The following is a 25407-nucleotide window of genomic DNA, read 5'->3' as shown; positions in this document are numbered from 1 at the left end:
TCTCTCCCTGTTGATCAGCCGAAACGACCCGTGATGTAGTCTTCCGTGTCCTTGCGCTTGGGCTTCATGAAGAGCTCCGCGGTCGGTCCGAATTCGATCAGGTCGCCCAGGTACATGTAGGCCGTGTAGTCCGAGCAGCGTGCCGCCTGCTGCATGTTGTGGGTCACGATCGCGACGGTGTAGTCGTGCTTGAGCTCATGGATGAGCTCCTCGATCTTGCCGGTCGAGATCGGGTCCAGCGCCGAGCACGGTTCGTCCAGCAGCAGGACTTCCGGCTTGATGGCGATGCCGCGCGCGATGCACAGGCGCTGCTGCTGGCCGCCCGACAGGCCCGAACCGCTCTGGTTGAGCTTGTCCTTGACCTCGTTCCACAGCGCGGCCTTCTTCAGCGCCCATTCGACGCGCTCGTCCATCTCGACGCGCGACAGCGTCTCGAAGAGGCGAACGCCGAAGGCGATGTTGTCGTAGATCGACATCGGGAACGGCGTCGGCTTCTGGAACACCATGCCGACCTTGGCGCGGATCAGCGAGACGTCTTCCTTGCTGGTGAGGATGTCCTCGCCGTCCAGCAGGATCTGGCCTTCGGCACGCTGCTCCGGATAGAGCTCGAACATGCGGTTCAGCGTGCGCAGCAGCGTGGACTTGCCGCAGCCCGAGGGACCGATGAAGGCGGTCACCTTGTTCTCGGGGATGTCCAGGTTGATGTTCTTCAACGCGTGGAAGCTGCCGTAGTAGAAGTTCAGGTTCCTCACCGAGAGCTTCGCCTTCTCGGTCACCGGCATGTCGACTTTGACGTCCATGTTGTTTCTCGATTCGTTGGATTCGTGGATCGGTCGCCGCGGCCTGTCCGGCCGCGGCGGTCAACCGGTCAATGCTTTTCCTTGAACAGCACACGCGCCAGGATGTTCAGCACCAGCACGCCGATCGTGATGATGAAGACACCCGCCCAGGCGAGTTTCTGCCAGTTCTCGTAGGGGCTCATCGCGAACTTGAAGATGGTCACCGGGAGGCTGGCCATCGGGCTGCCCAGCGAGCTCGTCCAGAACTGGTTCGACAGCGCGGTGAACAGCAGCGGCGCGGTTTCGCCGGAGATGCGAGCCAGGGCCAGCAGCACGCCGGTGATCACGCCGGCGCGGGCCGACTTCAGCGTCACGGTCATGATGACCTTCCACTTCGGCGTGCCCAGCGCATAGGCGGCCTCGCGCAGCGCGTTGGGGATCAGGCTCAGCATGTTCTCCGTCGTGCGGATCACGACCGGGATCACGATCAGCGCCAGCGCCAGGATGCCGGCCAGCGCGGAGAAGGACTTCATCCGCGTCACGACGACCGTGTAGATGAACAGGCCCACGACGATGGACGGCGCCGAGAGCAGGATGTCGTTGATGAAGCGCACGACGGCGCCGAGCCAGGTCTTCTGGCCGTATTCAGCCAGGTAGACGCCGGCCAGCACGCCGATCGGCGTGCCGATGCAGGTCGCCAGACCCACCATCACCAGCGAGCCGTAGATCGCGTTGGCCAGGCCGCCGTCCTCCGACATCGGCGCGGGCGTCATCTGCGTGAAGGTCGCGATCGTGAGGCCGCCGACGCCCTGGATCAGCGTTTCCAGCAGGATCCAGATCAGCCAGACCAGCCCGAAGGCCATCGCGGCCAGCGACAGCGTCAGCGCGATGGTGTTGATGCGCTGGCGCTTCCTGTACATCGCCAGGCGCTTGGCGTCGGTCGCGCTCATGAGCGGGCTCCTTCGTTCTTCTTCAGCTTGTTGAGCAGGACCTTGGAGAACGCCAGCACCACGAAGGTGATGAAGAACAGCACCAGGCCCAGGTAGATCAGCGACGCCTGGTGCAGGCCCGCGCCGGCTTCGGCGAACTCGTTGGCCAGCGCCGAGGTGATGCTGTTGGCGGCTTCGAACACCGACAGCGAATTCAGCTGGTTCATGTTGCCAATCACGAAGGTGACGGCCATGGTTTCACCGAGCGCGCGGCCCAGTCCCAGCATGATGCCGCCGACGACGCCGGTCTTGGTGTACGGGAGGACGACCTTCCAGACCACTTCCCAGGTCGTGGAGCCCAGGCCGTAGGCCGATTCCTTCAGCATGGCGGGCGTGACCGAGAACACGTCGCGCATCACCGAGGCGATGAACGGGATGATCATGATCGCCAGGATGATGCCGGCCGACAGGATGCCGATGCCCACCGGCGGGCCGGACACCAGCGCGCCCAGGTAGGGGATGCCGCCGAACAGCGACTGCAGCGGTTGCTGCACGTAGGTGGCCAGGATGGGGCCGAACACCAGCAGGCCCCACATGCCGTAGACGATGGAGGGGACCGCGGCCAGCAGCTCGATGGCGATGCCCAGCGGGCGGCGCAGCCAGCCCGGCGAGAGCTCGGTCAGGAACAGCGCGATGCCGAAGCTCACCGGCACGGCGATCAGCAGCGCGATGAACGAGGTCATCAGCGTGCCGTAGATCATCACGAGGCCGCCGAACTGCTCCTTGGTCGGATCCCATTCCGCGGTGATCAGGAAGTTCAGGCCGAACTGCTTGATCGCGGGCGCGGCACCGACCAGCAGCGAGCCGATGATGCCGGCCAGCAGCGCCAGCGTCAGCCAGGCCGCGCCATGCGTCAGCAGCGAGAACACCGCGTCGGCCCACGGCGCGACACGACGTCGCGGCGTCGGGCTGCCACCCGGCTTGACGCGCTCCTCGCCGCGCTCTCGGTCAATCGAATTGGCTGGAAGTATTGCGGCCACGGGGCCTCCGCTGGAGTGTTTGGAATCCTGGCGCGCCGTCCGCCCCCTCCGGCCGGTCCGACGCGTCCGTCACGACGTCTCTGTCGAGATCTTCTTGAGGTCCTGTGAGAAAGCCCGGGACCCTCGAAGAGAGCACCGGGCCGTCGTCAGCAGGCGGCTGTCACTTGAAGCTGATCGCCTTGCCCGAGCCGTCCTTCACCTGGGCGGCCCATTGCTTGCGGACCAGCTCCTTGACGCTGGCGGGCAGCGGCACGTAGTCCAGGTCGTCGGCCATCTTGTCGCCCTGCGCATAGGCCCAGTCGAAGAACTTCAGCGACGCGGTGGCCTGGGCCGGCTTGTCCTGCGCCACGTGCATCAGGATGAAGGTGGCGCCGGTGATGGGCCAGCTGTCCTTGCCAGCCTGCTCGGTCAGCACCTGGTAGAACGACTGTTCCCACTTGGCACCGGCGGCGGCAGCCTTGAAGGCATCGTCGCTCGGGCTGACGAAGGCGCCGCTGGCGTTCTTCATCAGCACATAGGTCATCTTGTTCTGCTTGGCGTAGGCGTATTCGACGTAGCCGATCGAGTTCGGCAGACGCGTCACGAAGGCCGACACGCCTTCGTTGCCCTTGCCGCCGGCACCGGTGGGCCAGTTCACGGCCGTGCCTTCACCGACCTTGTCCTTCCACTCGGCGTTGACCTTGGACAGGTAGTTCGTGAACAGGAAGCTGGTGCCGGAACCGTCGGCACGGCGGACCACGGCGATGGCGGCGTCCGGCAGCGCGACGCCCGAGTTCAGGGCGGCGATGGCGGGGTCGTTCCACTTGGTGACCTTGCCCAGGTAGATGTCGCCCAGGACCTTGCCGTCCAGCTTCAACTGACCCGGGGTGATGCCCTTGACGTTGATCACGGGAACCACGCCGCCAATGACGGTCGGGAACTGGACCAGCCCGTCCTTGGCCAGTTGCTCATCTTTCAGGGGAGCGTCGGACGCGCCGAAGTCGACGGTCTTGGCCTGGATCTGCTTGATGCCGGCGCCGGAACCGACCGACTGATAGTTGATGCGGACACCGGTGGCCTTGTTGTAGGCATCGGCCCACTTGGCGTACACGGGAGCCGGGAACGAAGCACCCGCACCGGTCACTTCTTGAGCATGGGCCGCGGAGAACATCGCGGCGCACGCGGCGAACAGCAGGCCAGCACGCAGTTGATTCATGATCATTCAGTCCTATCGCTTGGGTTGGTTGGCGAACGGAGCGGATGCTATGACCTCAATGTGACACATCCGTGACGCGGCCCGGGAACCGGAAAAATGTCGTTACGTAGAGTGCCCAGAGGAGGAATCGGGTCTGACGGGGTACCGGGCAGCCATTGTCATGTTCGATTCACCCCATTGTCATCTTCGGTGCCTAGCCTACCGGACGCCAGGGAAACCCCGAAGAGCCGCGCCAGACGCGGCCCGACCAATGCAAATTGGGCCGCGGACGCTCCCGCGTCGGCGGCCCCTTTTTTTCGGTCGGTTCAGTCGGTGGACGGGAGGTCAACCGCCGCGGATGGCGTCCGCCAGACGCTCGGCGCAGCGCTGCGCGAGGTCGGCGTCGCTGGCTTCGACCATGACCCGCAGCAGCGGTTCGGTGCCCGACTTGCGGATCAGCACCCGCCCCCGGTCGCCCAATTCCGCCGTGACCTCGGCCTCGACGCGGGCGAGCGCCGGATTGCTCTTCCAATCCTGGTGATCCGCCTGCAGTCGCACGTTGATCAGCGTCTGCGGGAACAGCGTGACGCCGTCCAGCAGGTCCGCCAGGCGGCGTCCGCTGCGGCAGACGGCTTCCAGCACCAGCAGGCTGCTCACGATGCCGTCGCCGGTCGTGTGCCGGTCCAGCGAGAGCAGGTGGCCCGAGCCCTCCCCGCCCAATTGCCAGCCTCGGGCGGCCAGCTCCTCGAGCACGTAGCGGTCGCCGACCTTGGCGCGGACGAACTCGACATCCCGCTGGCGCAGGGCCACTTCGACCGCCATGTTCGTCATCAGCGTGCCGACCGCGCCGGGGACGCGTTCACCGCGCGCCAGCCGGTCCGCCACCATCACGTAGAGCAGCTCGTCGCCGTTGTAGAGGCGCCCCTCCCCGTCGACCATCTGCAGGCGATCGGCATCGCCGTCCAGCGCGATGCCGTAGTCGGCCTGGTGCTCCTTGACCGCGGCCACCAGGGCCTGCGGCGCGGTGGCACCGACCTTGTCGTTGATGTTGTAACCGTCGGGCTTGTTGCCGATCGTGATGATCTCGGCACCCAGTTCATGGAACACGGACGGGGCCACCTGGTAGCCCGCGCCGTTCGCCGCGTCGATGACGAGCTTCATGCCGCGCAGGCTGAGGTCGCCGCTGAAGCTGGCCTTGCAGAACTCGATGTAGCGCCCTTGCGCGTCGTCCAGGCGCCGGGCGCGCCCCAGGTTCGCCGAATCCACCCACACCGGCGGCTCGTCGAGCACGGCCTCGACATCGAGTTCCCAGGCATCGGGCAGCTTCTCGCCCTTGGACGAGAAGAACTTGATGCCGTTGTCGGCGAACGGGTTGTGAGAGGCCGAGATCACCACGCCCAGATGCTGGCGCAGCGCGCGGGTGAGGTACGCGACGCCCGGCGTCGGCAGCGGTCCGGTCAGCAGCACGTTGACCCCCGCGGACGCGAAACCGGCCTCCAACGCGGACTCCAGCATGTAGCCGGAGATGCGCGTGTCCTTGCCGATCAGGACGCTGGGCTTGGCGTAGCTGCGCTTGAGCACACGCCCCACCGCATGGCCCAGCCGCAACATGAAATCTGGCGTGATGGGCGTGCGGCCCACGGTGCCGCGAATCCCGTCGGTTCCGAAATACTTTCGGCTCATTGAGGCGATCTCCTGCGACTTCTTGATCTTGAATCCGCAGATTGTCGCCGATGCCAGGGGGGCCGCTGCTCGCCCACCTGGAGGCCCGTGATCGTGGGAGCGTTCGGGGTCGTCAGCCTTGCGGCGCGCCGAAGGCCTGCCAGACCTTGAGCGCATCCACGGTGGCTCCGACGTCGTGCACCCGCACGACACGCGCGCCCAGCGCGATCGAGGCCAGCGCCGCGCCGACGCTGGCCGGCATGCGCTCGTCGACCGCCTTGCCCGTCACGGCGCCCAGCGTCGACTTGCGGGACCAGCCGATCAACAACGGTCGACCCAGGGCGAGCAACTCGCGCTGGCGCCGCTGCAGCTCGAGGTTCTGCTCGACGGTCTTTGCGAACCCGTAACCCGGGTCCAGCGTGATCCGCTCCGCGGCCACACCGACGTCGATCAAATGGTTCATCCGTTCCCGCAGGAAATCCGCGACGTCGACAACGACGTCGTCGTAGTCGGACAGCTGCTGCATGCCAGCCGGCTGCCCACGCATGTGCATCAGGCAGACGCCGGCACTGCCGTGTTCGGCCAACAGTCTGTCGGCCCCTTCGTCACGCAGGGCCTGCACGTCGTTGATGATGTCCACGCCCAGGTCCAACGCCCGGCGCATCACCTCGGTCTTGCAGGTGTCGACCGACACGGGAACGCCGAAGTTCAGCGCGGCGCGCACGACGGGCTCCAGTCGTTTCCACTCCTCGTCGGCCTCCAGGCGCGGCGCGCCCGGGCGCGTCGATTCGCCGCCCAGATCGAGGATGTCGACCCCTTCGCCAAGCAGCCGCTCGCAGAAGTTGATCGCGCTCAGCGCATCGGCGTGCTGGCCACCGTCAGAAAAGGAATCGGGCGTCACGTTGACGATGCCCATCACCAGCGGCCGCTCCGCCAGATCGAGGTCGAAGCGTGTGGTCTGCCAAATCGAGGGAGAAGTCATGAACGGCTGAGTGTCGAGAGCGCGGTCGCGCGCTCGAATGCGCCAGGGACTGCCACGCCAGACGGCAAGTATGACGCAAGCCCGAAAGAACCTGGGATTTCGTGCGGGGCTGATCGCAAAAAGCAGAAGGGCCGGTCTAGCGACCGGCCCTTCGGGGTCAGGTTGGCACCAGAGGCCCGAGCGGCCTCCGACGCCTCCATCGTCAAGCGGCAGCCGGAGCGCTGCCCGTGCTGACGGCGGGCGTGCCACCGCTGTCGGGCTTGTTGGCCGGCGGCGTCCAATCCTTCGGCGGACGCGGCGGGCGGCCTTCCATGATGTCGTTGATCTGCTCGGCGTCGATGGTTTCCCACTCGAGCAGCGCCGTCGCCATCGCGTGCATCTTGTCCTTGTGCTCTTCGATCAAGTCGCGCGCGATCGTGTACTGCTCGTCGATGATCTTGCGGATTTCCTGATCGACCTTGCGCATGGTCTCTTCCGACATGTTGGTCGTCTTCGTGACCGAACGGCCCAGGAAGACTTCCCCTTCGTTGTCGGCGTAGACCATCGGGCCCAGCTCGTCGGTCATGCCGTAACGGGTGACCATGTCGCGGGCGATGGCCGTGGCGCGCTCGAAGTCGTTGCTGGCACCCGTCGTCATCTGGTTCATGAAGACTTCTTCAGCGATCCGACCACCGAACAGCACGGAGATCGTCGACAGCATGCGTTCCTTGTCCATGCTGTAACGGTCGCCTTCCGGCAGTTGCATCGTCACGCCCAGGGCGCGACCACGCGGGATGACCGTCACCTTGTGGACCGGATCGGTCTTGGGCAGCAGGCGAGCCACCAGGGCATGACCAGCCTCGTGGTAGGCGGTGTTCTTGCGCTCTTCCTCCGGCATGACCATGGACTTCCGCTCGGGGCCCATCATGATCTTGTCCTTGGCCTTCTCGAAGTCCTGCATGTCGACGACCCGGCCGTTGCGGCGGGCGGCGAACAGCGCCGCCTCGTTGACCAGGTTGGCCAGATCGGCGCCCGAGAAGCCCGGGGTGCCGCGCGCCAGGATGTCGGCACGCACGTCCTGGCCGACCGGCACCTTGCGCATGTGCACGTTCAGGATCTGCTCGCGGCCGCGCACGTCCGGCAGCGTCACGTAGACCTGGCGGTCGAAACGGCCCGGGCGCAGCAGCGCCGGATCCAGGATGTCCGGACGGTTGGTCGCGGCCATCACGATGACACCCAGGTTGGTGTCGAAGCCGTCCATCTCGACCAGCATCTGGTTGAGGGTCTGCTCGCGCTCGTCGTTGCCGCCGCCCAGGCCGGCGCCGCGATGGCGACCGACCGCGTCGATTTCATCGACGAAGATGATGCAGGGCGCGCTCTTCTTGGCCTGCTCGAACATGTCGCGCACGCGGGCCGCGCCCACGCCGACGAACATCTCGACGAAGTCGGAACCGGAGATCGTGAAGAACGGAACCTTGGCCTCGCCGGCGATGGCCTTGGCCAGCAACGTCTTGCCAGTTCCCGGAGGGCCGACCAGCAGCACGCCGCGCGGGATGCGGCCGCCCAGCTTCTGGAATTTCTGCGGGTCCTTCAGGAAGTCGACGAGCTCCTTCACCTCTTCCTTGGCCTCGTCGCAGCCGGCGACGTCGGCGAAGGTGGTGGAGTTGTTGGCCTCGTCGAGCATGCGCGCCTTCGACTTGCCGAAGCTGAACGCGCCGCCCTTGCCGCCGCCCTGCATCTGGCGCATGAAGTACACCCACACGGCGATCAGCAGGAGCATCGGGCCCCAGCTGAGCAGGATGTTCATCAGCACCGAGGGCTCTTCCCGCGGCTTGGCGTCGAACTTGACGCCGTTGTTGATCAGGTCGCCGATCAGGCCCCGATCCATGTACGGGGCGGTCGTGCGCAGCTTGTTGCCATCGCTGGTCTGCGCCACGATTTCCGTCCCCGCCGGGGTTTCCTGCAGCGTGACCTGCTTGATGCGTTTCGCACGGACTTCATCGAGGAAGTCAGAGTAGACGATCGGATTCCCCTGGGTTGCGCTGCGATCGAACTGCTTGAAGACAGTGAACAGCACCAGGGCGATCACCATCCATACAGCCACTTTCGAGAACCACTGATTGTTCACCGCGACTCCTTTGTCATTCCATCACCGCACGCCCATGAATACAGCCTCAGGCAGCGGACTTTCACGGCATATGGGGCGGATTCTAGGCCAGTCAAGTCCCCAGACCTGATTGGCATTCCCATACGCCTCGATAGATATTGCCACGCGCGCCGCCGGCCGACCGGTCGAAGCACCCCTGACTTTGACGCCTCATCGGGTCTTCAACGCGCCGCCAGGTCGCTGTCATGGCGCTTGCATCGCCCCTTCAGCGCACTTTCAGCCCGATCCCGACGAGGAAATTCTCCGCCGATCTCTCCCGTGACGCCTTCGGCTTGGCCGTCTTCACCCGCTTGAACTTGGCACGGAAGGCATGCACGAGCTGGTCGTAGCCGCTGCCGTGGAACACCTTGGCAACCAGCGCGCCTTCCGGCTTCAGGTGTTGTTGGGAAAACTCCAGCGCCAGTTCGATGAGGTGCTCCATGCGCGCGGCGTCGGTGCTCTCGATGCCGGACAGATTGGGCGCCATGTCCGACACCACGACATCCACCTTGCGGCCGTCGAGCATGGATTCGAGCCGCGCCAGCACCTCATCCTCACGGAAATCACCCTGGACGAACTCGACGCCCTCGATCGGCTCGAAGGCCAGCAGGTCCAGCGCAATGATGCGCCCATTCAGTTCGCCCACCGCAGCGCCGCCGGCGCCCGCCTCCTTGGGGGCGAAACGGCGGCGCAGGTACTGGCTCCAGGCGCCCGGAGACGCGCCGAGGTCGACCACGACCTGGCCGGGATGGATCAGCTGGAACTCCTCGTCGATCTCCTTGAGCTTGTAGGCCGCACGGGAGCGATAGCCCTCCTTCTGGGCCAATTTGACGTAGGTGTCGTTGACGTGGTTGTTCAACCACGCCTTGTTCAGCTTCTTGCTTTTGGTATCGACTTTCATTGCACTGATAATAAGCAGATGCCTGCTATTCAATTGACCCCTGCCCAGCGCAAGGAAAAACGCGCCGACGCTCATCACCTGGACCCGGTGGTGATGATAGGCGGCGATGGTCTGACGGCCGCCGTCACCAAGGAGGTCGACCTCGCGCTCAAGTCCCACGGACTGATCAAGGTGCGCGTCCTGTCGGACGACCGCGACAACCGCGAAGCCATCCTGGCCACCCTGGCCGAGGAACTCGACGCCGCCCCCATCCAGCACATCGGCAAGCTGCTCGTCTTGTGGCGCCCGATGCCCGAGAAGGAAAAGGCCGCTCCCAAGGATGATGCCCGCTCGGCACCCAAGATCGTCAAGATCGTGAAGTTCTCGAAGAGCGGGAACAACCGTCCACAGATCAAGAAGGTCACCGTGCTGGGCAACCAGCGGGTCACCTACGGTGGCGAGGTCAAGCGCGCCAAGAAGCCGCGCCAGACCAGCGTGAAGAAGTCCAGCCAAGGCTGAGGCGACGCCACCGCGTCGTCACGTTGCAGCACCAACGACAAGACGGCCCGCGGGCCGTCTTTCTTTTTGCCTCTGCGCGCCGGACCGTCCGTGGCAAGACGCGGTGGATCAGCTGGACACGAACCTGTTCACCCGCCAGGCCAGCGCCAGCACGGCGAGGGCTCTCACGCCGAAGAGAGCCAACGACACGGCGTGCAGCTGCAGGAAAGTCCAGCTCCCCTGCCCTTGTCGCGCGGCTTCCATCAACGGCTGCAGCGCATAGAAACCGGCAGCGGTGCAGCCGATGGCCACCAGAGGCAGCCAGAAATCCGGGCTCATCGCCGACCCGCGGACCGCGCCGTCGCGGTGCAGACGCCGCTCCATGAGGATCAGCAACACGCCGGCGGCGAGCGCCACTCGGGCGTCCATCTCGAACAGCCTCGCGACGTATGTGCCCGCCGCCGCTCGCTCCAGGGTGGCAAACGCGTTCGGGGCCGCGAGCAACGCGACCGTCAGCAGTTCGCCAGCCCACAGCGCGGCAAGCAGCGCGCGGATCCGCAGCAGCATCGCCCGATGCCTCAGATGTAGCGGACGTCGACGATCTCGTAGCGCTTGATGCCGCCGGGCGCGACGACTTCGGCGACGTCGCCGGCTTCCTTGCCGATGAGCGCGCGGGCGATCGGGGAACTGATCGAGATCAGGCCCTGCTTCAGGTCGGCCTCGTCGTCGCCGACGATCTGATAGGTCACCTCGTTGCCGGATTCTTCCTCTTCGAGGTCGACCGTCGTGCCGAACACCACCTTGCCGCCGGCGTTCACCGACGACGGGTCGATCACCTGCGCCGACGACAACTTGCCCTCGATCTCCAGGATGCGGCCTTCGATGAAGCCTTGCTTGTCCTTGGCGGCCTCGTACTCGGCGTTCTCCGACAGGTCGCCTTGCGCGCGGGCTTCCGAGATGGCGTTGATCACGGCATGCCGCTCGACCGTCTTCAGCCGATGCAGTTCTTCCTTGAGCTTCTCAGCGCCGCGCTTGGTCAATGGGATCGTCGTGGCCATGTCTCTAGAACCTTGAGTAACAAAACAAACCGCCGCTGCCGCTCAGGATCGCTGAGCAGCGGCGGCGGAATGGGATGAGGCAGTTTAATGCAGTTCGGCGTGCAGTTCCTGCAGCGATTGCACCAGCAGGCCGTCCTTGTGCTTCATGCCTTCGACGGCGGCTTCGCAGCCGGCCATCGTCGTGTAGTAGGTCACCCGGTTGGCCAGGGCGGCCTGGCGGATGTGACGACTGTCGGCGATGGCCGTGCGGGTCTCGTCGACGGTCGTGAACACCAGCTGGATGTCGCCGCCCTTGATCATGTCGACGATGTGCGGGCGGCCATCCTTGACCTTGTTGACGACGCGCACCGGGACGCCCGCGGCTTCGATGGCTGCGGCCGTGCCCTTGGTGGCCACCACGCCGAAGCCCAGCGCCGCCAGATCGCGCGCCAGTGCGACGGCGCGATCCTTGTCGTTGTTCTTGACGGTGATCAAGACGTTGCCCTGACGCGGCAGACGCGAGCCCGCGCCCAGCTGGCTCTTCAACATCGCTTCGCCGAAGGTCCGGCCGGCCCCCATGACTTCGCCGGTCGAACGCATTTCCGGGCTGAGGATGGGATCCACGCCAGGGAACTTGTTGAACGGGAACACGGCTTCCTTGACGCTGAAAAACGGCGGCTGGATCTCCACCGGCGGCTTGCCGCCGGCGGCCTTCTGGTCCTTGAGCTTGACGCCGGCCATGCAGCGCGCGGCGATCTTGGCCAGCGGCTGGCTGGTCGCCTTGGACACGAACGGCACCGTGCGGGACGCGCGCGGGTTCACTTCGAGCACGTACACCGTGTTCTCGGACAGGCCCTTGGTGACGTCGCCCTGGATCGCGAACTGCACGTTCATGAGGCCGACGACCTTCAGCGCCTTGGCCATCTCGGCGGTCTGGCGGCGCAGCTCATCCTGCAGCTCCTTGGACAGCGTGTACGGCGGCAGCGAGCAGGCCGAGTCGCCGGAGTGGATGCCGGCGGCCTCGATGTGTTCCATGATGCCGCCCATCATCGTGTCTTCGCCGTCGCAGATGCAATCGACGTCGACCTCGACCGCGTCCTCCAGGAAACGGTCCAGCAGCACGGGCGACTTCTCGCTGACGCGCACGGCCTCGCGCATGTAGCGCTCGAGGTCCTTGTCGCCGTGGACGATCTCCATCGCGCGGCCGCCCAGCACGTAGCTGGGACGCACGACCAGCGGGTAGCCGATCTCGTTGGCCAGCGCGACGGCCTGGTCTTCGTTGCGCGCCGTCCGGTTGGGCGGCTGCTTCAGGCCGAGCTCATGCAGCAGCTTCTGGAAGCGCTCGCGGTCCTCGGCCATGTCGATCGAGTCCGGCGAGGTGCCGATGATCGGCACACCGTTGGCCTCGAGGTCCAGCGCCAGCTTCAGCGGCGTCTGGCCGCCGTACTGGACGATCACGCCGACCGGCTTTTCCTTGGCCACGATCTCCAGCACGTCCTCGAGCGTCACCGGCTCGAAGTACAGGCGGTCGGAGGTGTCGTAGTCGGTCGAGACGGTCTCGGGATTGCAGTTGACCATGATGGTCTCGTAACCGTCCTCGCGCATCGCGAGGGCCGCATGGACGCAGCAGTAGTCGAACTCGATGCCCTGGCCGATGCGGTTCGGACCGCCGCCCAGCACCATGATCTTCTTCTTGTCGGTCGGGTTGGCCTCGCACTCCTCGTCATACGTGGAGTACATGTAGGCCGTCTGCGTCGCGAATTCGGCGGCGCAGGTATCGACGCGCTTGTAGACCGGACGTACGTTCAGCGCGTGACGCGTCTTGCGCACCTCGTGCTGGTTGGTGCCGAGCAGCTTGGCCAGGCGCTTGTCCGAGAAGCCCTTCTTTTTCAGCAGGCGCAGCTCGTCGACGCTCAGCGAGGCCAGCGTGCGGCCGGCCAGCGACAGCTCGATCTTGATCAGCTGCTCGATCTGGGCCAGGAACCACGGATCGATCTTCGTTTCCTCGAAGACCTCGTCCAGCGTCATGCCGATGCGGAAGGCGTCGCCCAGGAAGAGGATGCGCGACGGACCGGGTTCACCGATCTCCTGCACGATCTCCTCGCGGTCGGTGCTGACCTCGGACAGGCCGTCGATGCCGGTCTCCAGGCCGCGCAGCGCCTTCTGGAACGATTCCTGGAAGTTGCGGCCCATGGCCATCACTTCGCCGACCGACTTCATCTGCGTCGTCAGGCGCGAGTCGGCCATCGGGAACTTCTCGAAGGCGAAACGCGGGATCTTGGTGACGACGTAGTCGATGCTCGGCTCGAACGAGGCCGGCGTGATGCCGCCGGTGATGTCGTTCTTGAGCTCGTCGAGCGTGTAGCCGACGGCCAGCTTCGCGGCGATCTTGGCGATCGGGAAACCGGTGGCCTTCGAGGCCAGCGCCGACGAGCGCGACACGCGCGGGTTCATCTCGATCACGACCATGCGGCCGTCGACCGGGTTGATCGAGAACTGCACGTTCGAACCGCCGGTGTCGACGCCGATCTCGCGCAGGATCGCGATCGAGGCGTTGCGCAGCAGCTGGTATTCCTTGTCGGTCAGCGTCTGCGCCGGCGCCACGGTGATGGAGTCACCCGTGTGGATGCCCATCGGGTCCAGGTTCTCGATCGAGCACACGATGATGCAGTTGTCCGCCTTGTCGCGGACCACTTCCATCTCGTATTCCTTCCAGCCGATCAGCGACTCCTCGATGAGCAGCTCGTTCGTCGGCGAGAGGTCGAGACCGCGCTTGCAGATCTCCTCGAACTCTTCCGGGTTGTAGGCGATGCCGCCGCCGGTGCCGCCCAGCGTGAAGCTGGGACGGATCACCATCGGGAAGCCCGCGCCGCCGATCTCGGCATGGATGCGCTTCTGCACCGACCAGGCCTCTTCCAGCGAATGCGCGATGCCCGAGCGGGCCGAACCCAGCCCGATCTTGGTCATCGCGTCCTTGAACTTCAGACGGTCTTCGGCCTTCTCGATCGCGTGCTCGTTGGCACCGATCATCTCGACCTGGTACTTGTCCAGCACCCCGTGCTTGTGCAGGTCCAACGCGCAGTTCAGCGCGGTCTGGCCGCCCATGGTCGGCAGGATCGCGTCCGGACGCTCTTTGGCGATGATCTTCTCGACCACCTGCCAGGTGATCGGCTCGATGTAGGTGACGTCCGCGGTGTCCGGGTCCGTCATGATCGTCGCCGGGTTGCTGTTCACCAGGATGACCTTGTAGCCCTCCTCGCGCAACGCCTTGCAGGCCTGGGCGCCCGAGTAGTCGAACTCGCAGGCCTGGCCGATGATGATCGGACCGGCGCCGATGATGAGGATGCTTTTGATGTCAGAACGCTTGGGCATGAGTCGTCTCCCTCTTCATCAGGCCTTGGACATGAGACCGATGAAGCGGTCGAACAGATACGAGATGTCGTGCGGGCCGGGGCTCGCTTCCGGGTGGCCCTGGAAGCAGAACGCGGGCTTGTCGGTGCGGGCCAGGCCCTGCAGCGTGCCGTCGAACAGGCTGACGTGCGTCGCGCGCAGGTGGGGCGGCAGCGTGTCGGGATCGACCGCGAAACCGTGGTTCTGGCTGGTGATGCTGACGCGGCCGTTGTCGAGGTCCTTCACCGGGTGGTTCGCGCCGTGGTGGCCGAACTTCATCTTGAAGGTCTTTGCGCCGGAGGCCAGCGCCATGATCTGGTGTCCCAGGCAGATGCCGAAGGTCGGGATGCCGGCCTCGATCAGCTGCGCGGTGGCCTTGATCGCGTAGTCGCAAGGCTCCGGATCGCCGGGGCCGTTGGACAGGAACACGCCGTCCGGCTCGAGGTCGAAGACCTCCGAAGCTGGTGTCTGCGCCGGCACCACGGTGATCCGGCAGCCGCGCGAGGCCAGCATGCGCAGGATGTTGCTCTTGACGCCGAAGTCATAGGCGACCACGTGGAACTTCGGCGCCGTCTGCTCGCCGTAGCCCTTCCCGAGCGTCCACTCTGTCTCGGTCCACACCTCGCGCTCGGTGCGGCTCACGACCTTGGCGAGGTCCAGGCCCGCCATGCTCGGAGCGCCCTTGGCCAACGCGACGGCTTCGTCGATGTGCGCCTGGGTGATCTGCTCGCCGGCGTTCAGCGCCAGGATGCATCCATTCTGGGCGCCCTTCTCGCGCAGCACGCGCGTCAGGCGGCGCGTGTCCAGATCGGCGATGGCGACGGTGCCCTCATCCTTCAGGTACTGGCGCAGCGTGCGGCCCTTGCGGAAGTTCGAGTCGAGGACCGGCGCCTCCTTGATGATCAGGCCAGCGGCAAAGATCTTCGACGCCTCGACGTCCTCGTCATTGACGCCATAGTTGCCGATGTGCGGATACGTCAGGGTGACGATCTGGCGGCAGTAGCTGGGGTCGGTGAGGATTTCTTGGTAGCCGGTGAGCGCGGTGTTGAACACCACCTCACCAACGGTCCGGCCGGCGGCGCCGAGCGCGGAACCCTTGAAGACCGTGCCGTCTGCCAGGGCAAGAATCGCGGGAGGAGCGGAAAGCAGATCGGGCAGCACGGGAAACTCCGTTGTTGTGCGCGCGCCCGGCTCTGCTTCAGGGCCCTGGAATCGCCGCCGGCACGCGCCATGGACGGCTGGCGCGCGGGTGCGACCGGGTCTCCTGGGAGGGAGTCGATCCGAGTGGGATCCAATGCGATCGGGGATGACGATCGGGGGTGAAGTGTGCGGGACGCGGTAGGTTGCGGGTAAACCTGACGAGTATAACCCGCCAGGGTATTCACGGAGAAGATTTGCGCAAACGGGTCATCAGGAGGACATGGTCGGCAGCCCTTGACTGCACACTCCGGCGCGCTTGGCCGCCAAGGCGCAAGGCCCCGGCGTCAAGCGCCGAAACCTCGCGCCTTGCCGTCCCCGATCGACCACGGACCTCGTGGGCTCAACCCAAGGCGGCGATGCCTGCCTTGGCGACTTGCGCGTCTTCATTCGACTTCACGCCGCTGACGCCGACCGCGCCGACGCAGAAGCCTTCGACGAGCACCGGCACGCCGCCTTCGAGCATCCCCTCCAGCGGCACGCTGAGGAACGCGTTGCGGCCGTTGTTGACGATGTCCTCGTAGACCTTGGATTCGCGACGCCCCAGGGCGGCCGTCCTGGCCTTGGCGGGCGCGATCACGGCCGAAGTGGCCGCCGCGTTGTCCAGGCGTTGCAGCCACAGCAGATGGCCGCCGTCGTCGACGATGGCGATGGTCACCGCCCAGTTGTTCTTCAGCGCCTCGGCTTCCGCGGCGGCCGCAATGCGCTTGACGTCGTCCAGGGTCAGGAAGGGCTTCTGTTTCATCTGCGGCCTCGTCGGATCATTGAAGGAAAGACGATCACTTTAACGAAGCCTTAAGGCCCTCGCCTACAATCGACAGCAACTCTCACTTCATGGGGCGCACGCACATGAACGACCGCATCATCGATCTCAACACCGGCGGCTATGGCTCGTCGCTGTCCGCCGACCGTCAGCGCGTCCTGCGCAACACCTATGCGCTGCTGGCGCTGTCGCTGATCCCGACCGTGCTCGGGGCCTGGATCGGCGTCTCCACCGGCTTCCTCGCCGCCATGGGCACCGGCGCGAGCATGATCCTGTTCTTCGTCGGCGCATTCGGGCTGATGTTCCTGGTCGAGAAGACCAAGAATTCCGCCGCCGGTGTCGCCTCGCTGCTGGCCTTCACCTTCTTCATGGGCCTGATGCTGTCGCGTCTGCTGGCCGCGATCCTGGGCTTCAAGAACGGCGGCACGCTGATCATGACCGCCTTCGGCGGCACCGCCGGCATCTTCTTCGCGATGGCCTCGCTCGCCACCGTCGTCAAGCGCGACCTCTCCGGCCTGCAGAAGTTCCTGTTCGTCGGCGCCGTGATCGCGATGATCGCCGGCGTCGCCAACGTCTTCCTCCAATCGACCGGCGTGCACCTGGCGTTGCTGGTCGCCGTGCTGGGCATCTTCTCTGCCTTCATGCTGGTGGACGTCAAGCGCGTCATCGACGGCGGCGAGACCAACTACATCAGCGCCACGCTGAACATCTACCTGGACCTGTACAACGTGTTCACCGCGCTGCTGCAGCTGCTCGGCATCTTCGGCGGCGACCGCGACTGACCGCCCACGTTGGCGGCCATCTCGCCGCAAACAACAACGCCTCGGATCCCCGAGGCGTTTTTCATTGCGGGACCGAACCTGCGAGTCAGGTCCGCGTCGAGGTCAGTGCCCCGGCTTGCCCTGTGCCTTGTCCAGCTCAGGCTGCGCGCTGGCAGCCGATTCGCCGGTCTGCCCGTCGTCCGGCCGGTGCGTCACGACAGGCTTGATCGCGCCGGTGCCGATGAAGCGGGCGTATTCGCTGCGCGGCATCAGCGCGCTCATCCGCGAATCGCCGTCCTCCCAGCCCAGGGTGACGTCGTGCTCGTTGACCTCGACCTGCACGGCGCCCGGACGGATGACCATCATCGGACCGTCACCGGTGCGGTAGGTCACCTCGCCGCAGATGAAGGCGGATTGGCTCAACGGCTGATCTTCATCGGCATGGCGCTCCACGGAAGTATCGACCGTGGAAGCGTCGGCAGGATGCTCGGGCGGCAGGGGTGGTCGGGCGCTCATGGAAGGTCCTCCTGGGAAGCGTCCCGCGGCAGTTCATCGAGCCACTGCCACATGCGCACCGCCAAGGCGGTCGCCGTGCAGGTGGCCAACGTCATCAGCATGAGCATGTTGTCGTCCATGGTGACCTCGAACCGCAGCGGGATCAGGTTGCGATGACGCATGGTCGCCGTCGGCGATGCGCCGGCGAAGCGGCGGCCACCGCGACGCGCTGTAGGTGCTGTCCCACAGCAAGCGCCGCGCCTGTCGCGTTCTGCAAAACTGTGTGAAGTCCTGGGCGGATTCCGACCGCACCGTCAACGTCGCCGAACGCACTTCCGTTGTGCCCACAAGCTGTAGGACGACGTCGGACAGGGAGCACCTCCCCGCACCGACACCGCGCACCGCGCTGCGCTTATGGGAAGCGACCGGCCCAGCGCCGATAGTCAGAGCAAAGGCACTCACCAGGAGAATCCAATGAGCCTCCAGATCGCCGCAGACGCCGCCGCGTCGCAGTTCGAGATCCGCTTCGAATCCATCTTCGACTCTGGCCGCGGGATGTCCTTCCCGTGCGATCCGCAAGGCCACGTCGATCTGGACAGCCTTCCCACCCGAGCCCGACACAACTATCTGTTCGCCCGTGCGATGGTCGGCAAGGATTACCTGCCGCCGGCCGTCCGCGGCCGCAACAGCCACTGAGGCACTTGCCTCCCGCGCGACCGACCGACAGGCGCTCGCGCGCCGAGGCGTTTGGACGGCAGGCTCGCTGCTTGCCACATCAGACTGCATCCTCCCCTGTTGCCGCGCTGCACCCCCTGGGTCGGCGCGGCTCTTTTTTGCGCGGGAGATACTGATCAGCGGCTGATCAGCGCGTGACCGCGGGGCTGGCTTCCTCGAACCGGTCCACCGTGCGCAGGGGCTTGAACAACGCCGCCCACGCCGCCACGACACCCAGCGTGCACACCGCGCCGGTCACGGCGGCCGGCACGGCGCCCAGCGCCGCGGCGGCACTGCCGGCTCGGAACTCGCCGAGCTCGTTGGACGACCCGATGAACAGCATGTTCACCGCGTTGACACGACCGCGCATCTCATCCGGCGTCGAGAACTGCACGAGCGCGCCACGGATGTAGACGCTGACCATGTCCGCCGCTCCGGCGATGGCCAAGGCCGCGAACGACAGCCAGAAGGTGGTCGACAGCGAGAACACCAGGTTGGCCAGCCCGAACACCGCGACCGCGACGAACATGGTCCTGCCGACGTGGCGGTTGAACGGGCGCAGGCTCAGATAGAAACCGGCGGTGACCTCCCCCACGGCCATCGCGCTGCGCAACGCACCCAGCCCTTCCGGCCCGGCGTGCAGCACCTCGTGGGCGTAGATCGGCAGCAGCGCGACCACCCCGCCCAGCAGCACGGCGAACAGGTCCAGCGAGATCGTGCCGAGGATGATCGGCCGCGATCGGATGAAGTGGATACCGGCGCCGAAGCGCTGCCAGATGTTCCCGCCGGCGGGCGACGGCGGCGCCGCGAAACGCACCGGCACCGCGCCGACCAGCAAAGCGGTGCCCAGCGCGAAGCAGACCAGGCACACGAGATAGGTCAGGCCCGATCCGCCGAACGCGTACAGCAGCCCGCCCAGGAATGGACCGCCGATGCTGGCCACGCGCATCAGCATGCTGTTGGCGGCGATCGCCTGCGCCAGCTGCTCGCGCGGCACGATCTGCGGCAGCAGGCTCTGCAAGGCCGGCCCGGAGAAGGCCCGAGCGCAACCGAACAGCACCAGGACGGCATAGATCCCGGTCACGCCGGCATGGCCGTGGCCGGACAGCCACCACAGCGCCAGGCTGCAGCTCGCGCTCACGGCCCAGCTGATCGCGAGGATCGGCTTGCGGCTGAAGCGATCGATCAGGTCCCCCGCCGGCAGCAGGAGCAGCAGCATCGGGATGAACTGCGCCAGTCCGACATAGGCCAGCGCCAGCGGCTCCCGGGTGAGGTCGTAGACCTGCCAGGCGACGACCACCGCCTGGATCTGGCCGGCGAAGACCGCCGCGAGTCGGCAGATCAGGAACGCCGTGAAGCCGGGGTGGCGGAAGACGCTGGGCCTGGGGGTCGGCGCAGTGCCGGCTGGGGGGGAAGACGGAGTGGCTGGAGCGGTCACGGCACGAAGTGTTCTGGGCCTTCTTGGGCGGGCGCCGACCAGTTTAGCGAGGCGATCCGCCTGCTTGGGCGCTGGGCGATGTCACAAGCGGGTCGGCTGCTCCGTCTTACGGACAACTGCCCTTCTTTATCAGCCCTACATCCAGGAGCCCACCGTGAGTCAACGTCTCAACTACATGCAGCAGTCCCCCGTCGCCTTCAAGAAGCTGGTCGACCTGTCCATGGCCCTGAAGGAGAGCGGCGTCGAGCACGCCCTGCAGTGCCTGGTCGAGATCCGCGCCTCGCAACTGAACGGCTGCGCGTTCTGCCTGGACATGCACGTCAAGCAGGCCGTCATCGGCGGCGAACGCGCGCTGCGCCTGCACCACGTCGCCCTCTGGCGCGAGTCGCCACTGTTCTCGGCCCGCGAGCGTGCCGCGCTGCTATGGACCGAGACGCTCACCCGGATCCCCGACACCGGCGTCTCCGACGCCGTCTATGCCGAGGTCCGGGAACAGTTCAATGAGAAGGACCTTTGCGACCTGACCTGGCTGGTGTCGTCGATCAACGCCTGGAACCGCCTCAACGTGGCCTTCCAGAGCGTGCCTGGCTCGCAGGACAAGGCCTTCGGTCTGGACAAGGCCGGCCTGGCCTGATTCCTTGTTTCGGTGGGGCACCCACCTCGATCTGTCACTTGGTTTGCAACTGCAACCAAGGAAGGCCATAGGCCTTTCCGCAAGGGATTCCGACCATGAGCGCTCCGCTTCGCTCCGAAGCTTGCTCATGGAGTTCCCCGATGCATCGCCTTTCCTTCCTCATCCAGGTGACCGCCCGCTGGCTGGCCCGCCCGGCGCGGACCACTGGCTCGGCTTCCGTCCTTTTCGGCGCGCTCGTGCGCGATGCGGAGGTGTCCCGTGATCACTGAAATCCCGACGCAGTCGAGAAGTGCCGGCCGCGTGGCGGCCACGGTGGTCTGCATCATCCTGGCCGCCGCCGCGAGCGCGATGATCCTCACCGCCCCCGTCTGGTCCGTGGACGACCAGGGACTTCCCGCAGCGGTACGACCGGCGCCAGAGCCTGCCCCGACCATCACTTCCGCTGTTGAGTCCGAGTCAGGCAACGACACCCATTGATTTCGTCCGCCTCCCCAGATCGTCGCCCTGTCAGCCAAATGATCCAAGTTCGGAGCACCCATCCGAGGAATCAAGAAAAACGGCGCCCCGAGGGGCGCCGTTCCAATGGGTGTCGACAGGGGGATCCGGGCAATGTTCGAGTTTTCGGGCCCGTATCCGCCGGTGCAACGTCAGGCGTAACCGATCGCTGATCGACAACGCCCCCCGCCGGGGATTGAATCGTTTCCGACCGTTCAGCGCTGGTTGTAGCGCGCCTTGGCCGAATTCACGCACACGTCCTTCGCATCGCCGGACAGCGTGTTGCACTTTTCGGAAGCCAGCTTGTAGTCGGCCTTCACACGGGTTTCCTCCGCGTCATCGACCGCCGCGGCCACCTTCTTGTTCATCTTGAGTTCGGCCTTGGACTTCTCGTAGGACGTCTTCGCTTCACGCTGGCACACGTCCTTCGCTTCACCCGAGCGATCGTCGCAGCGCTCCTTGGCCACGTCGTAGCGCGCCTCGTAGCGGGCCTCGATCAGCTTGGCCTCGTCCTTGGAATTGCCGCTGTAGTTGTATTCGAGCTGGGCGAGCGCCACGTCCTCGCGGCCCTTGGCTTCCTTGACGCAGATGTCCTTCGCATTGCCCGACAGCTGATCGCACGCATCCTTGTCGACCTTGTAGGTCTTCTTGATGTCGTCCTTCGCGCCGTCATAGACCGACTTGGAGAAGTTGGCGGCGTTCGCCATGCCGGCGCACAGGCTCAAGGCAGCGGCGATCAGTGCAGTGGTTGCGGGCTTGTTCATGGTCATCCTTTGTTTGTTGTTGGAGGCAGTCAGTCAGGGTCGGCGGTGGTCCGACCCCATCACTTTCGCAACAGGCTCATCACGAAGGTGACGACAGCCATGATCACGAAAACGAAGAAAAGGATCTTCGCGATACTCGCGGCGCCAGCGGCGATGCCGCCAAAGCCGAACAGCGCGGCGATCAAGGCAATGACGAAAAAGACGACGGCGTAGTGCAGCATCTCGGTTCTCCTGCGCGGCACCGTGCCGCGATGGAATGAACTTTAGGGACTGGTCCGTCCGCGGCGGGCAGTCCCGCACCGCGAGCGCACGTCGGAGCCGCAACCCATGTGCTGTAGGAGAGGACCTACCGCATGCCAGAACGCGCTCGCCACAACGGAAAAAGCCGGCTTGCGCCGGCTTTCGTAGCTGCTCGGTGGGAACGGATCTCGCCCCCGCCGGTCGTCTCACCAGATCTTCTGGAAGGTCACGCCGACGCGTCCACCACGTGGGCGGAAGGTCAGCGACGACTGCCCGCTGAGTTCCATCTTGAAGCCCTTGCGCAGGTCCGCGTAGGGCTTGCGGCTGGTGAAGGAGAGACCGACGCGTACCTGGCGCTGATCGCGATTGTTGATCCCCGGCACGTTCAGGTCGTCGATCTGTGCACGCTGCGCTTCCAGCAGCGACGTCTGGACGAACGCATGGGAGCGCGTGCCTGTCGGCACCGCCAATCCGACCAGCACGCCGGCATCGCCGGCAGCACCGGGACGCATGTTCTGGTAAGGCGTCGCATAAAGCCCCCCGCCGAGCGCGGCACCCCGCTGCTCGACGCCCACGCCCCAACGAAGGCCGCTGCCGGACAACGGCTTGCCCCAGAGCATGGTCTGCGTGGCCAGCGGGGACCGCCCGTACCAACCGGCGGCGCCAGCCGACTGGTTCGCGGTCGCCAGAGGTTCTGCGGCGCTCTGCGTCACCGTATATCGGGATCCGGAAGAAGCGTCGCGCAGGGACGCCTGGCGCGTCCGCTCCGCCAGACTGCGACCGGAGAGCTCGACATGATCGTCGAGCGAACTCGGCGTCGCCTCGACCGCCGGGGCCGCCTGCGCGACAGCACCGATCGCGGCCAGTGACAGGGTCGCCGGCATCAACGCGGCGCGGAGGACCTTTCGGGGGCAGAAGGCATTCATGACTCAACTCCCGTGTTTGATGACAACTTAGGACGCGGGTTGCGACAGGAAAATCTCAATCCGACGATTGGCGGCCCGCCCGGCCTCAGTGGCGTTGCTCGCCACGGGCTGCCGGCCACCACGGCCTTCCACCAGCAGCCGGCCGCGCCGGACGCCGTGGTGGACCAGATACTCACGCACCGCCTCCGCCCGATCCAGCGACAGCGGGCCATTGACCGCATCCCCTGCCGAACTGTCGGTATGGCCGACGATCGTGAGGCGTACGGCGTCATCCAGATTGCGGCTGACTTCGTCGAGCACCGGACGGAGCGCGGGCTTGAGTTCGGAGCGGCCGATATCGAAAGAGGCGTCGGCGGGCACGCTCAACTTGAGCTGGTTGTCCGGCGTACGGGCAACGCTGATGCCCACGCCGGCGCCGGTCTGGAGCAGCGACTGACGGCGCTCCTCCATCTGGACGGACCAGATGTTGCCGCCGATCACCGACGGCGCTGCGCCCGGCGCGGCGCCGACGGGGGCGTTGGGTGTCGTAGCGGCGGTCTCGCCGCCGTTCATCGAGGCACAGCCGCCCAAGGCCAGGAGCAGGCCGATCGCCAGGATCGGGAGGCTGGAAGCGGCCGTCAACTGCCAGCGACTCTCGACAGCAAGCCGCCCGGCTCTCAGGAAGTCTGCGGGGTGGACGGAAAGGGCTCTGGGGCAGCGCATGACAGTCTCCAGGAGGGCTGTGGGGCTCGGTCACACGATAAGTCGACCTTGATGAGCGTCATGCTAGGGAGATCGCGGGGCGGCGGGTGTAGTCGGCTGTCGGAAGCGAAAGTCAGACTCGGCTGACAAGGCCTCTGACGACGGGTTCCCTGCCCCGGCAGCGATCACGCGCTCAGCGTGACGCCGTCGGCCGACTCATCGTCCAGCGGCAGCAGGTCGGCGTCGGAAAGTTCCGCGGCGTCCACTTCCTCGTCGAAGGCGGCCTGGTCGGCGGCACCGACGTGCGCGATCAGCGGCTTGTCCAGGGGGCGGTAGACGCGGCTGCGCAGACGGGACAGACGCTCGGAGGCAGCCACTTCGTGGACGACGCGCTCCGGATCGAGCAGCATGGCGAACGGGTTGGCGGCGAAGGCTTGGGTCGTGGTCTGCATGTCGGTCTCCAGGGGGATTCAGTCGATTCCGAAGGGCCAGCTTGCGAGGGCCTGGGGGTCGCCGACACCGTGTCGGCATGGAATGAACTGTAGGGACCGCCCCGGTCCGCCGACAGTGGGTGGCGGGCCAAACCGCGTGTCAGACGGATTCCTAGGGGAATGCCAGCAGCCGCCTCACGACGACCTCAGCGCGAGGTGTTCGGGTGTGACCGATGCCGCGCCTGGGCCAGCTTGTCCAGCTTCTCGGCCATCTCGTCCTGGCCGGCACGGCGGGCGAAGTCGGCCGCCGTCATTTGGTGATCGTTGCGCAGCGTGACGTCCGCGCCGGCGGCGATCAGCACCTCGGCGCCGCTGAGGCCGCCGTAACCGGCCGCCATCATCAGCGGCGTCGTGCCGTTGGCCGAGCGGGCGTCGATATCGGCGCCTTCCACCACCAGCCAGCGCACGACCTGCTCGCTGGGCCCGGCGGCCGCGTAGTGCAGCGCCGACCAGCCCGGCTCGTTGACGAAGGCGCCGCGCTTCACCAATTCCTTGACCCAGTCCAGCTGGCCCTTGAGCGCCGCCAGCATCAGCGGCGTCTCGCCGGCCTGGTTGATCGCGCTGACGTCGGTGCCGGGGCTCTTCAGCAGGGTGTCGAAAGCCTTGCCCGACTCCTCGCGGATCGCCACGTGCAGGGCGGTATTGCCCTGCGCATCGCGGACGTTGGGGTCGACGCCCGCCAGCAGCAGCTTCATCACGGTGGACGCATGGTCGTTGCGGGCGGCAACATGGAGTTCAGGCGGCGCACCGGTCTCGGACGCCGCGGAGGATGCGGGCGCCTGGGTTCCCAGGCGGCCCTGCGCCAGGACGGTCGCGTACGGGCTCGCCGACAGGATCAGCCCGGCGAGCACGAGCCCCGAGCCAGACGCCGCGCGACGTCCCGATCCGCCACGGCACCGACGCACCGTCATCTCAGGCCGCTTCCGGCAGCTGGAACAGGCGCCGCGTGTTCGCGGTGCACTGCTCCGCCAGCGTCTCCACCGGCACGCCGCGGACTTCCGCGATCAGCTTGGCCACGTGCGGCACGTAGGCCGGCTGGTTCAGCTTGCCGCGGTAGGGAACCGGGGCCAGGTAGGGGCTGTCGGTCTCGATCAGGATGCGGTCGGCCGGCACGATCTTGGCGACCTCCCGCAGATCCGCCGCGTTCTTGAAGGTCACGATCCCGGAGAACGAGATATGGAACCCCTGATCCAGCGCCGCCTTGGCGACGTCCATGGTCTCGGTGAAGCAATGGACGACACCGCCGGGTTGGCCGGCATCCTCTTCGCGCATCAGGCGCAGGGTGTCTTCGGCCGCGGAGCGGGTGTGGATC

The 25407-nt window shown here is 66.0% G+C and carries 29 protein-coding genes; 6 read left to right on the top strand and 23 right to left on the bottom strand.

Features of this window, described 5'->3' with window-relative positions; genetic code table 11:
- Positions 1 to 14 precede the first annotated feature (14 nt).
- From pstB to PV762_RS04400, 8 genes are all read right to left on the bottom strand, one after another.
- Complete coding sequence (gene pstB, locus PV762_RS04435; RefSeq protein WP_421033812.1) at positions 15 to 800, bottom strand: phosphate ABC transporter ATP-binding protein PstB; 786 nt, start codon at positions 798 to 800, stop codon at positions 15 to 17.
- A gap of 68 nt (positions 801 to 868) precedes the next feature.
- The gene (gene pstA / locus PV762_RS04430) at positions 869 to 1729 is read right to left on the bottom strand and encodes a phosphate ABC transporter permease PstA (RefSeq protein ID WP_421033811.1); all 861 of its coding nucleotides are present in this window, start codon (positions 1727 to 1729) and stop codon (positions 869 to 871) included.
- Positions 1726 to 2739, bottom strand: a complete 1014-nt coding sequence (gene pstC / locus PV762_RS04425) for a phosphate ABC transporter permease PstC (protein WP_421033959.1) — start codon at positions 2737 to 2739, stop codon at positions 1726 to 1728. The genes pstA and pstC overlap by 4 nt, the downstream gene beginning before the upstream one ends.
- Before the next feature lie 169 nt (positions 2740 to 2908).
- On the bottom strand, positions 2909 to 3943 hold the full coding sequence (gene pstS, locus PV762_RS04420; RefSeq protein ID WP_421033810.1) for a phosphate ABC transporter substrate-binding protein PstS: 1035 nt from the start codon (positions 3941 to 3943) through the stop codon (positions 2909 to 2911).
- A gap of 324 nt (positions 3944 to 4267) precedes the next feature.
- Entirely contained in the window at positions 4268 to 5605 is a 1338-nt protein-coding gene (glmM, locus tag PV762_RS04415; protein ID WP_421033809.1) for a phosphoglucosamine mutase, read from the bottom strand.
- Between the two features lie 112 nt (positions 5606 to 5717).
- Positions 5718 to 6566: a dihydropteroate synthase gene (folP, locus tag PV762_RS04410; protein WP_421033808.1), complete on the bottom strand. Its 849-nt coding sequence runs from the start codon at positions 6564 to 6566 to the stop codon at positions 5718 to 5720.
- A gap of 202 nt (positions 6567 to 6768) precedes the next feature.
- Entirely contained in the window at positions 6769 to 8673 is a 1905-nt protein-coding gene (gene ftsH, locus PV762_RS04405) for an ATP-dependent zinc metalloprotease FtsH (RefSeq protein WP_421033807.1), read from the bottom strand.
- A 244-nt stretch (positions 8674 to 8917) separates the two neighbouring features.
- A complete protein-coding gene (locus PV762_RS04400) occupies positions 8918 to 9592 on the bottom strand; it encodes an RlmE family RNA methyltransferase (RefSeq protein ID WP_421033958.1) in 675 nt (224 codons plus the stop codon).
- Between the two features lie 18 nt (positions 9593 to 9610).
- On the opposite strand from PV762_RS04400, the gene PV762_RS04395 reads away from it, so the two are divergent.
- Complete coding sequence (locus PV762_RS04395) at positions 9611 to 10090, top strand: YhbY family RNA-binding protein (protein ID WP_421033806.1); 480 nt, start codon at positions 9611 to 9613, stop codon at positions 10088 to 10090.
- A 108-nt stretch (positions 10091 to 10198) separates the two neighbouring features.
- Here PV762_RS04395 and PV762_RS04390 read toward each other — a convergent pair whose 3' ends face one another.
- The 5 genes from PV762_RS04390 to PV762_RS04370 all read right to left on the bottom strand — a co-directional run bounded on the left by PV762_RS04390 (position 10199) and on the right by PV762_RS04370 (position 16438).
- On the bottom strand, positions 10199 to 10636 hold the full coding sequence (locus tag PV762_RS04390) for a DUF4149 domain-containing protein (protein ID WP_421033805.1): 438 nt from the start codon (positions 10634 to 10636) through the stop codon (positions 10199 to 10201).
- Positions 10637 to 10647: 11 nt separating this feature from the next.
- Complete coding sequence (gene greA, locus PV762_RS04385; protein WP_088406621.1) at positions 10648 to 11127, bottom strand: transcription elongation factor GreA; 480 nt, start codon at positions 11125 to 11127, stop codon at positions 10648 to 10650.
- A gap of 84 nt (positions 11128 to 11211) precedes the next feature.
- Complete coding sequence (gene carB, locus PV762_RS04380; protein ID WP_421033804.1) at positions 11212 to 14478, bottom strand: carbamoyl-phosphate synthase large subunit; 3267 nt, start codon at positions 14476 to 14478, stop codon at positions 11212 to 11214.
- A gap of 18 nt (positions 14479 to 14496) precedes the next feature.
- Complete coding sequence (gene carA, locus PV762_RS04375; protein WP_421033803.1) at positions 14497 to 15657, bottom strand: glutamine-hydrolyzing carbamoyl-phosphate synthase small subunit; 1161 nt, start codon at positions 15655 to 15657, stop codon at positions 14497 to 14499.
- Positions 15658 to 16036: 379 nt separating this feature from the next.
- Positions 16037 to 16438 (bottom strand): GlcG/HbpS family heme-binding protein, encoded by a 402-nt coding sequence (locus PV762_RS04370; RefSeq protein WP_421033802.1) that lies wholly within the window; start codon positions 16436 to 16438, stop codon positions 16037 to 16039.
- Between the two features lie 104 nt (positions 16439 to 16542).
- Between PV762_RS04370 and PV762_RS04365 the strand changes: the two genes are divergently transcribed.
- Positions 16543 to 17238: a Bax inhibitor-1/YccA family protein gene (locus PV762_RS04365; RefSeq protein WP_421033801.1), complete on the top strand. Its 696-nt coding sequence runs from the start codon at positions 16543 to 16545 to the stop codon at positions 17236 to 17238.
- Positions 17239 to 17340: 102 nt separating this feature from the next.
- On the opposite strand, the gene PV762_RS04360 is transcribed toward PV762_RS04365, so the two are convergent.
- Together PV762_RS04360 and PV762_RS04355 are read right to left on the bottom strand one after the other, a co-directional pair.
- A complete protein-coding gene (locus tag PV762_RS04360; protein WP_421033800.1) occupies positions 17341 to 17733 on the bottom strand; it encodes a hypothetical protein in 393 nt (130 codons plus the stop codon).
- Entirely contained in the window at positions 17730 to 17894 is a 165-nt protein-coding gene (locus tag PV762_RS04355; RefSeq protein WP_421033799.1) for a hypothetical protein, read from the bottom strand. The genes PV762_RS04360 and PV762_RS04355 overlap by 4 nt, the downstream gene beginning before the upstream one ends.
- A 292-nt stretch (positions 17895 to 18186) precedes the next feature.
- Here PV762_RS04355 and PV762_RS04350 point away from each other — a divergent pair, with 292 nt between their 5' ends.
- Positions 18187 to 18408, top strand: a complete 222-nt coding sequence (locus PV762_RS04350; protein ID WP_421033798.1) for a hypothetical protein — start codon at positions 18187 to 18189, stop codon at positions 18406 to 18408.
- Between the two features lie 166 nt (positions 18409 to 18574).
- Here PV762_RS04350 and PV762_RS04345 read toward each other — a convergent pair whose 3' ends face one another.
- The gene (locus PV762_RS04345; protein WP_421033797.1) at positions 18575 to 19864 is read right to left on the bottom strand and encodes an MFS transporter; all 1290 of its coding nucleotides are present in this window, start codon (positions 19862 to 19864) and stop codon (positions 18575 to 18577) included.
- 154 nt (positions 19865 to 20018) lie between these two features.
- Between PV762_RS04345 and PV762_RS04340 the strand changes: the two genes are divergently transcribed.
- The 3 genes from PV762_RS04340 (at position 20019) to PV762_RS04330 (ending at position 20975) form a co-directional block, all read left to right on the top strand.
- Positions 20019 to 20498: a carboxymuconolactone decarboxylase family protein gene (locus PV762_RS04340; protein WP_421033796.1), complete on the top strand. Its 480-nt coding sequence runs from the start codon at positions 20019 to 20021 to the stop codon at positions 20496 to 20498.
- A 140-nt stretch (positions 20499 to 20638) separates the two neighbouring features.
- The gene (locus PV762_RS04335; RefSeq protein ID WP_421033795.1) at positions 20639 to 20767 is read left to right on the top strand and encodes a hypothetical protein; all 129 of its coding nucleotides are present in this window, start codon (positions 20639 to 20641) and stop codon (positions 20765 to 20767) included.
- A complete protein-coding gene (locus tag PV762_RS04330; protein WP_421033794.1) occupies positions 20757 to 20975 on the top strand; it encodes a hypothetical protein in 219 nt (72 codons plus the stop codon). Before PV762_RS04335 ends, PV762_RS04330 begins: the two co-directional genes overlap by 11 nt.
- 233 nt (positions 20976 to 21208) lie before the next feature.
- Here the strand turns inward: PV762_RS04330 and PV762_RS04325 are convergent, their stop codons facing one another.
- From PV762_RS04325 to PV762_RS04295, 7 genes are all read right to left on the bottom strand, one after another.
- Entirely contained in the window at positions 21209 to 21757 is a 549-nt protein-coding gene (locus tag PV762_RS04325) for a hypothetical protein (protein ID WP_421033793.1), read from the bottom strand.
- Between the two features lie 59 nt (positions 21758 to 21816).
- The gene (locus PV762_RS04320) at positions 21817 to 21978 is read right to left on the bottom strand and encodes a DUF1328 domain-containing protein (RefSeq protein WP_067270282.1); all 162 of its coding nucleotides are present in this window, start codon (positions 21976 to 21978) and stop codon (positions 21817 to 21819) included.
- A 225-nt stretch (positions 21979 to 22203) separates the two neighbouring features.
- Entirely contained in the window at positions 22204 to 22923 is a 720-nt protein-coding gene (locus tag PV762_RS04315; RefSeq protein ID WP_421033792.1) for a hypothetical protein, read from the bottom strand.
- Positions 22924 to 22950: 27 nt separating this feature from the next.
- Complete coding sequence (locus PV762_RS04310) at positions 22951 to 23544, bottom strand: OmpA family protein (protein ID WP_421033791.1); 594 nt, start codon at positions 23542 to 23544, stop codon at positions 22951 to 22953.
- Positions 23545 to 23789: 245 nt separating this feature from the next.
- Complete coding sequence (locus PV762_RS04305) at positions 23790 to 24056, bottom strand: hypothetical protein (protein ID WP_421033790.1); 267 nt, start codon at positions 24054 to 24056, stop codon at positions 23790 to 23792.
- Positions 24057 to 24241: 185 nt separating this feature from the next.
- Entirely contained in the window at positions 24242 to 25006 is a 765-nt protein-coding gene (locus PV762_RS04300; protein WP_421033789.1) for an ankyrin repeat domain-containing protein, read from the bottom strand.
- Between the two features lies 1 nt (position 25007).
- On the bottom strand, positions 25008 to 25407 hold a 400-nt coding region (locus tag PV762_RS04295), incomplete at its 5' end, for a TatD family hydrolase (RefSeq protein ID WP_421033788.1).

Source organism: Mitsuaria sp. CC2, assembly GCF_048957715.1.
Lineage (GTDB): Bacteria > Pseudomonadota > Gammaproteobacteria > Burkholderiales > Burkholderiaceae_C > Roseateles.
Note: the sequence above shows the minus strand (reverse complement) of the source record. Positions and strands in the feature narration are given on the sequence as shown.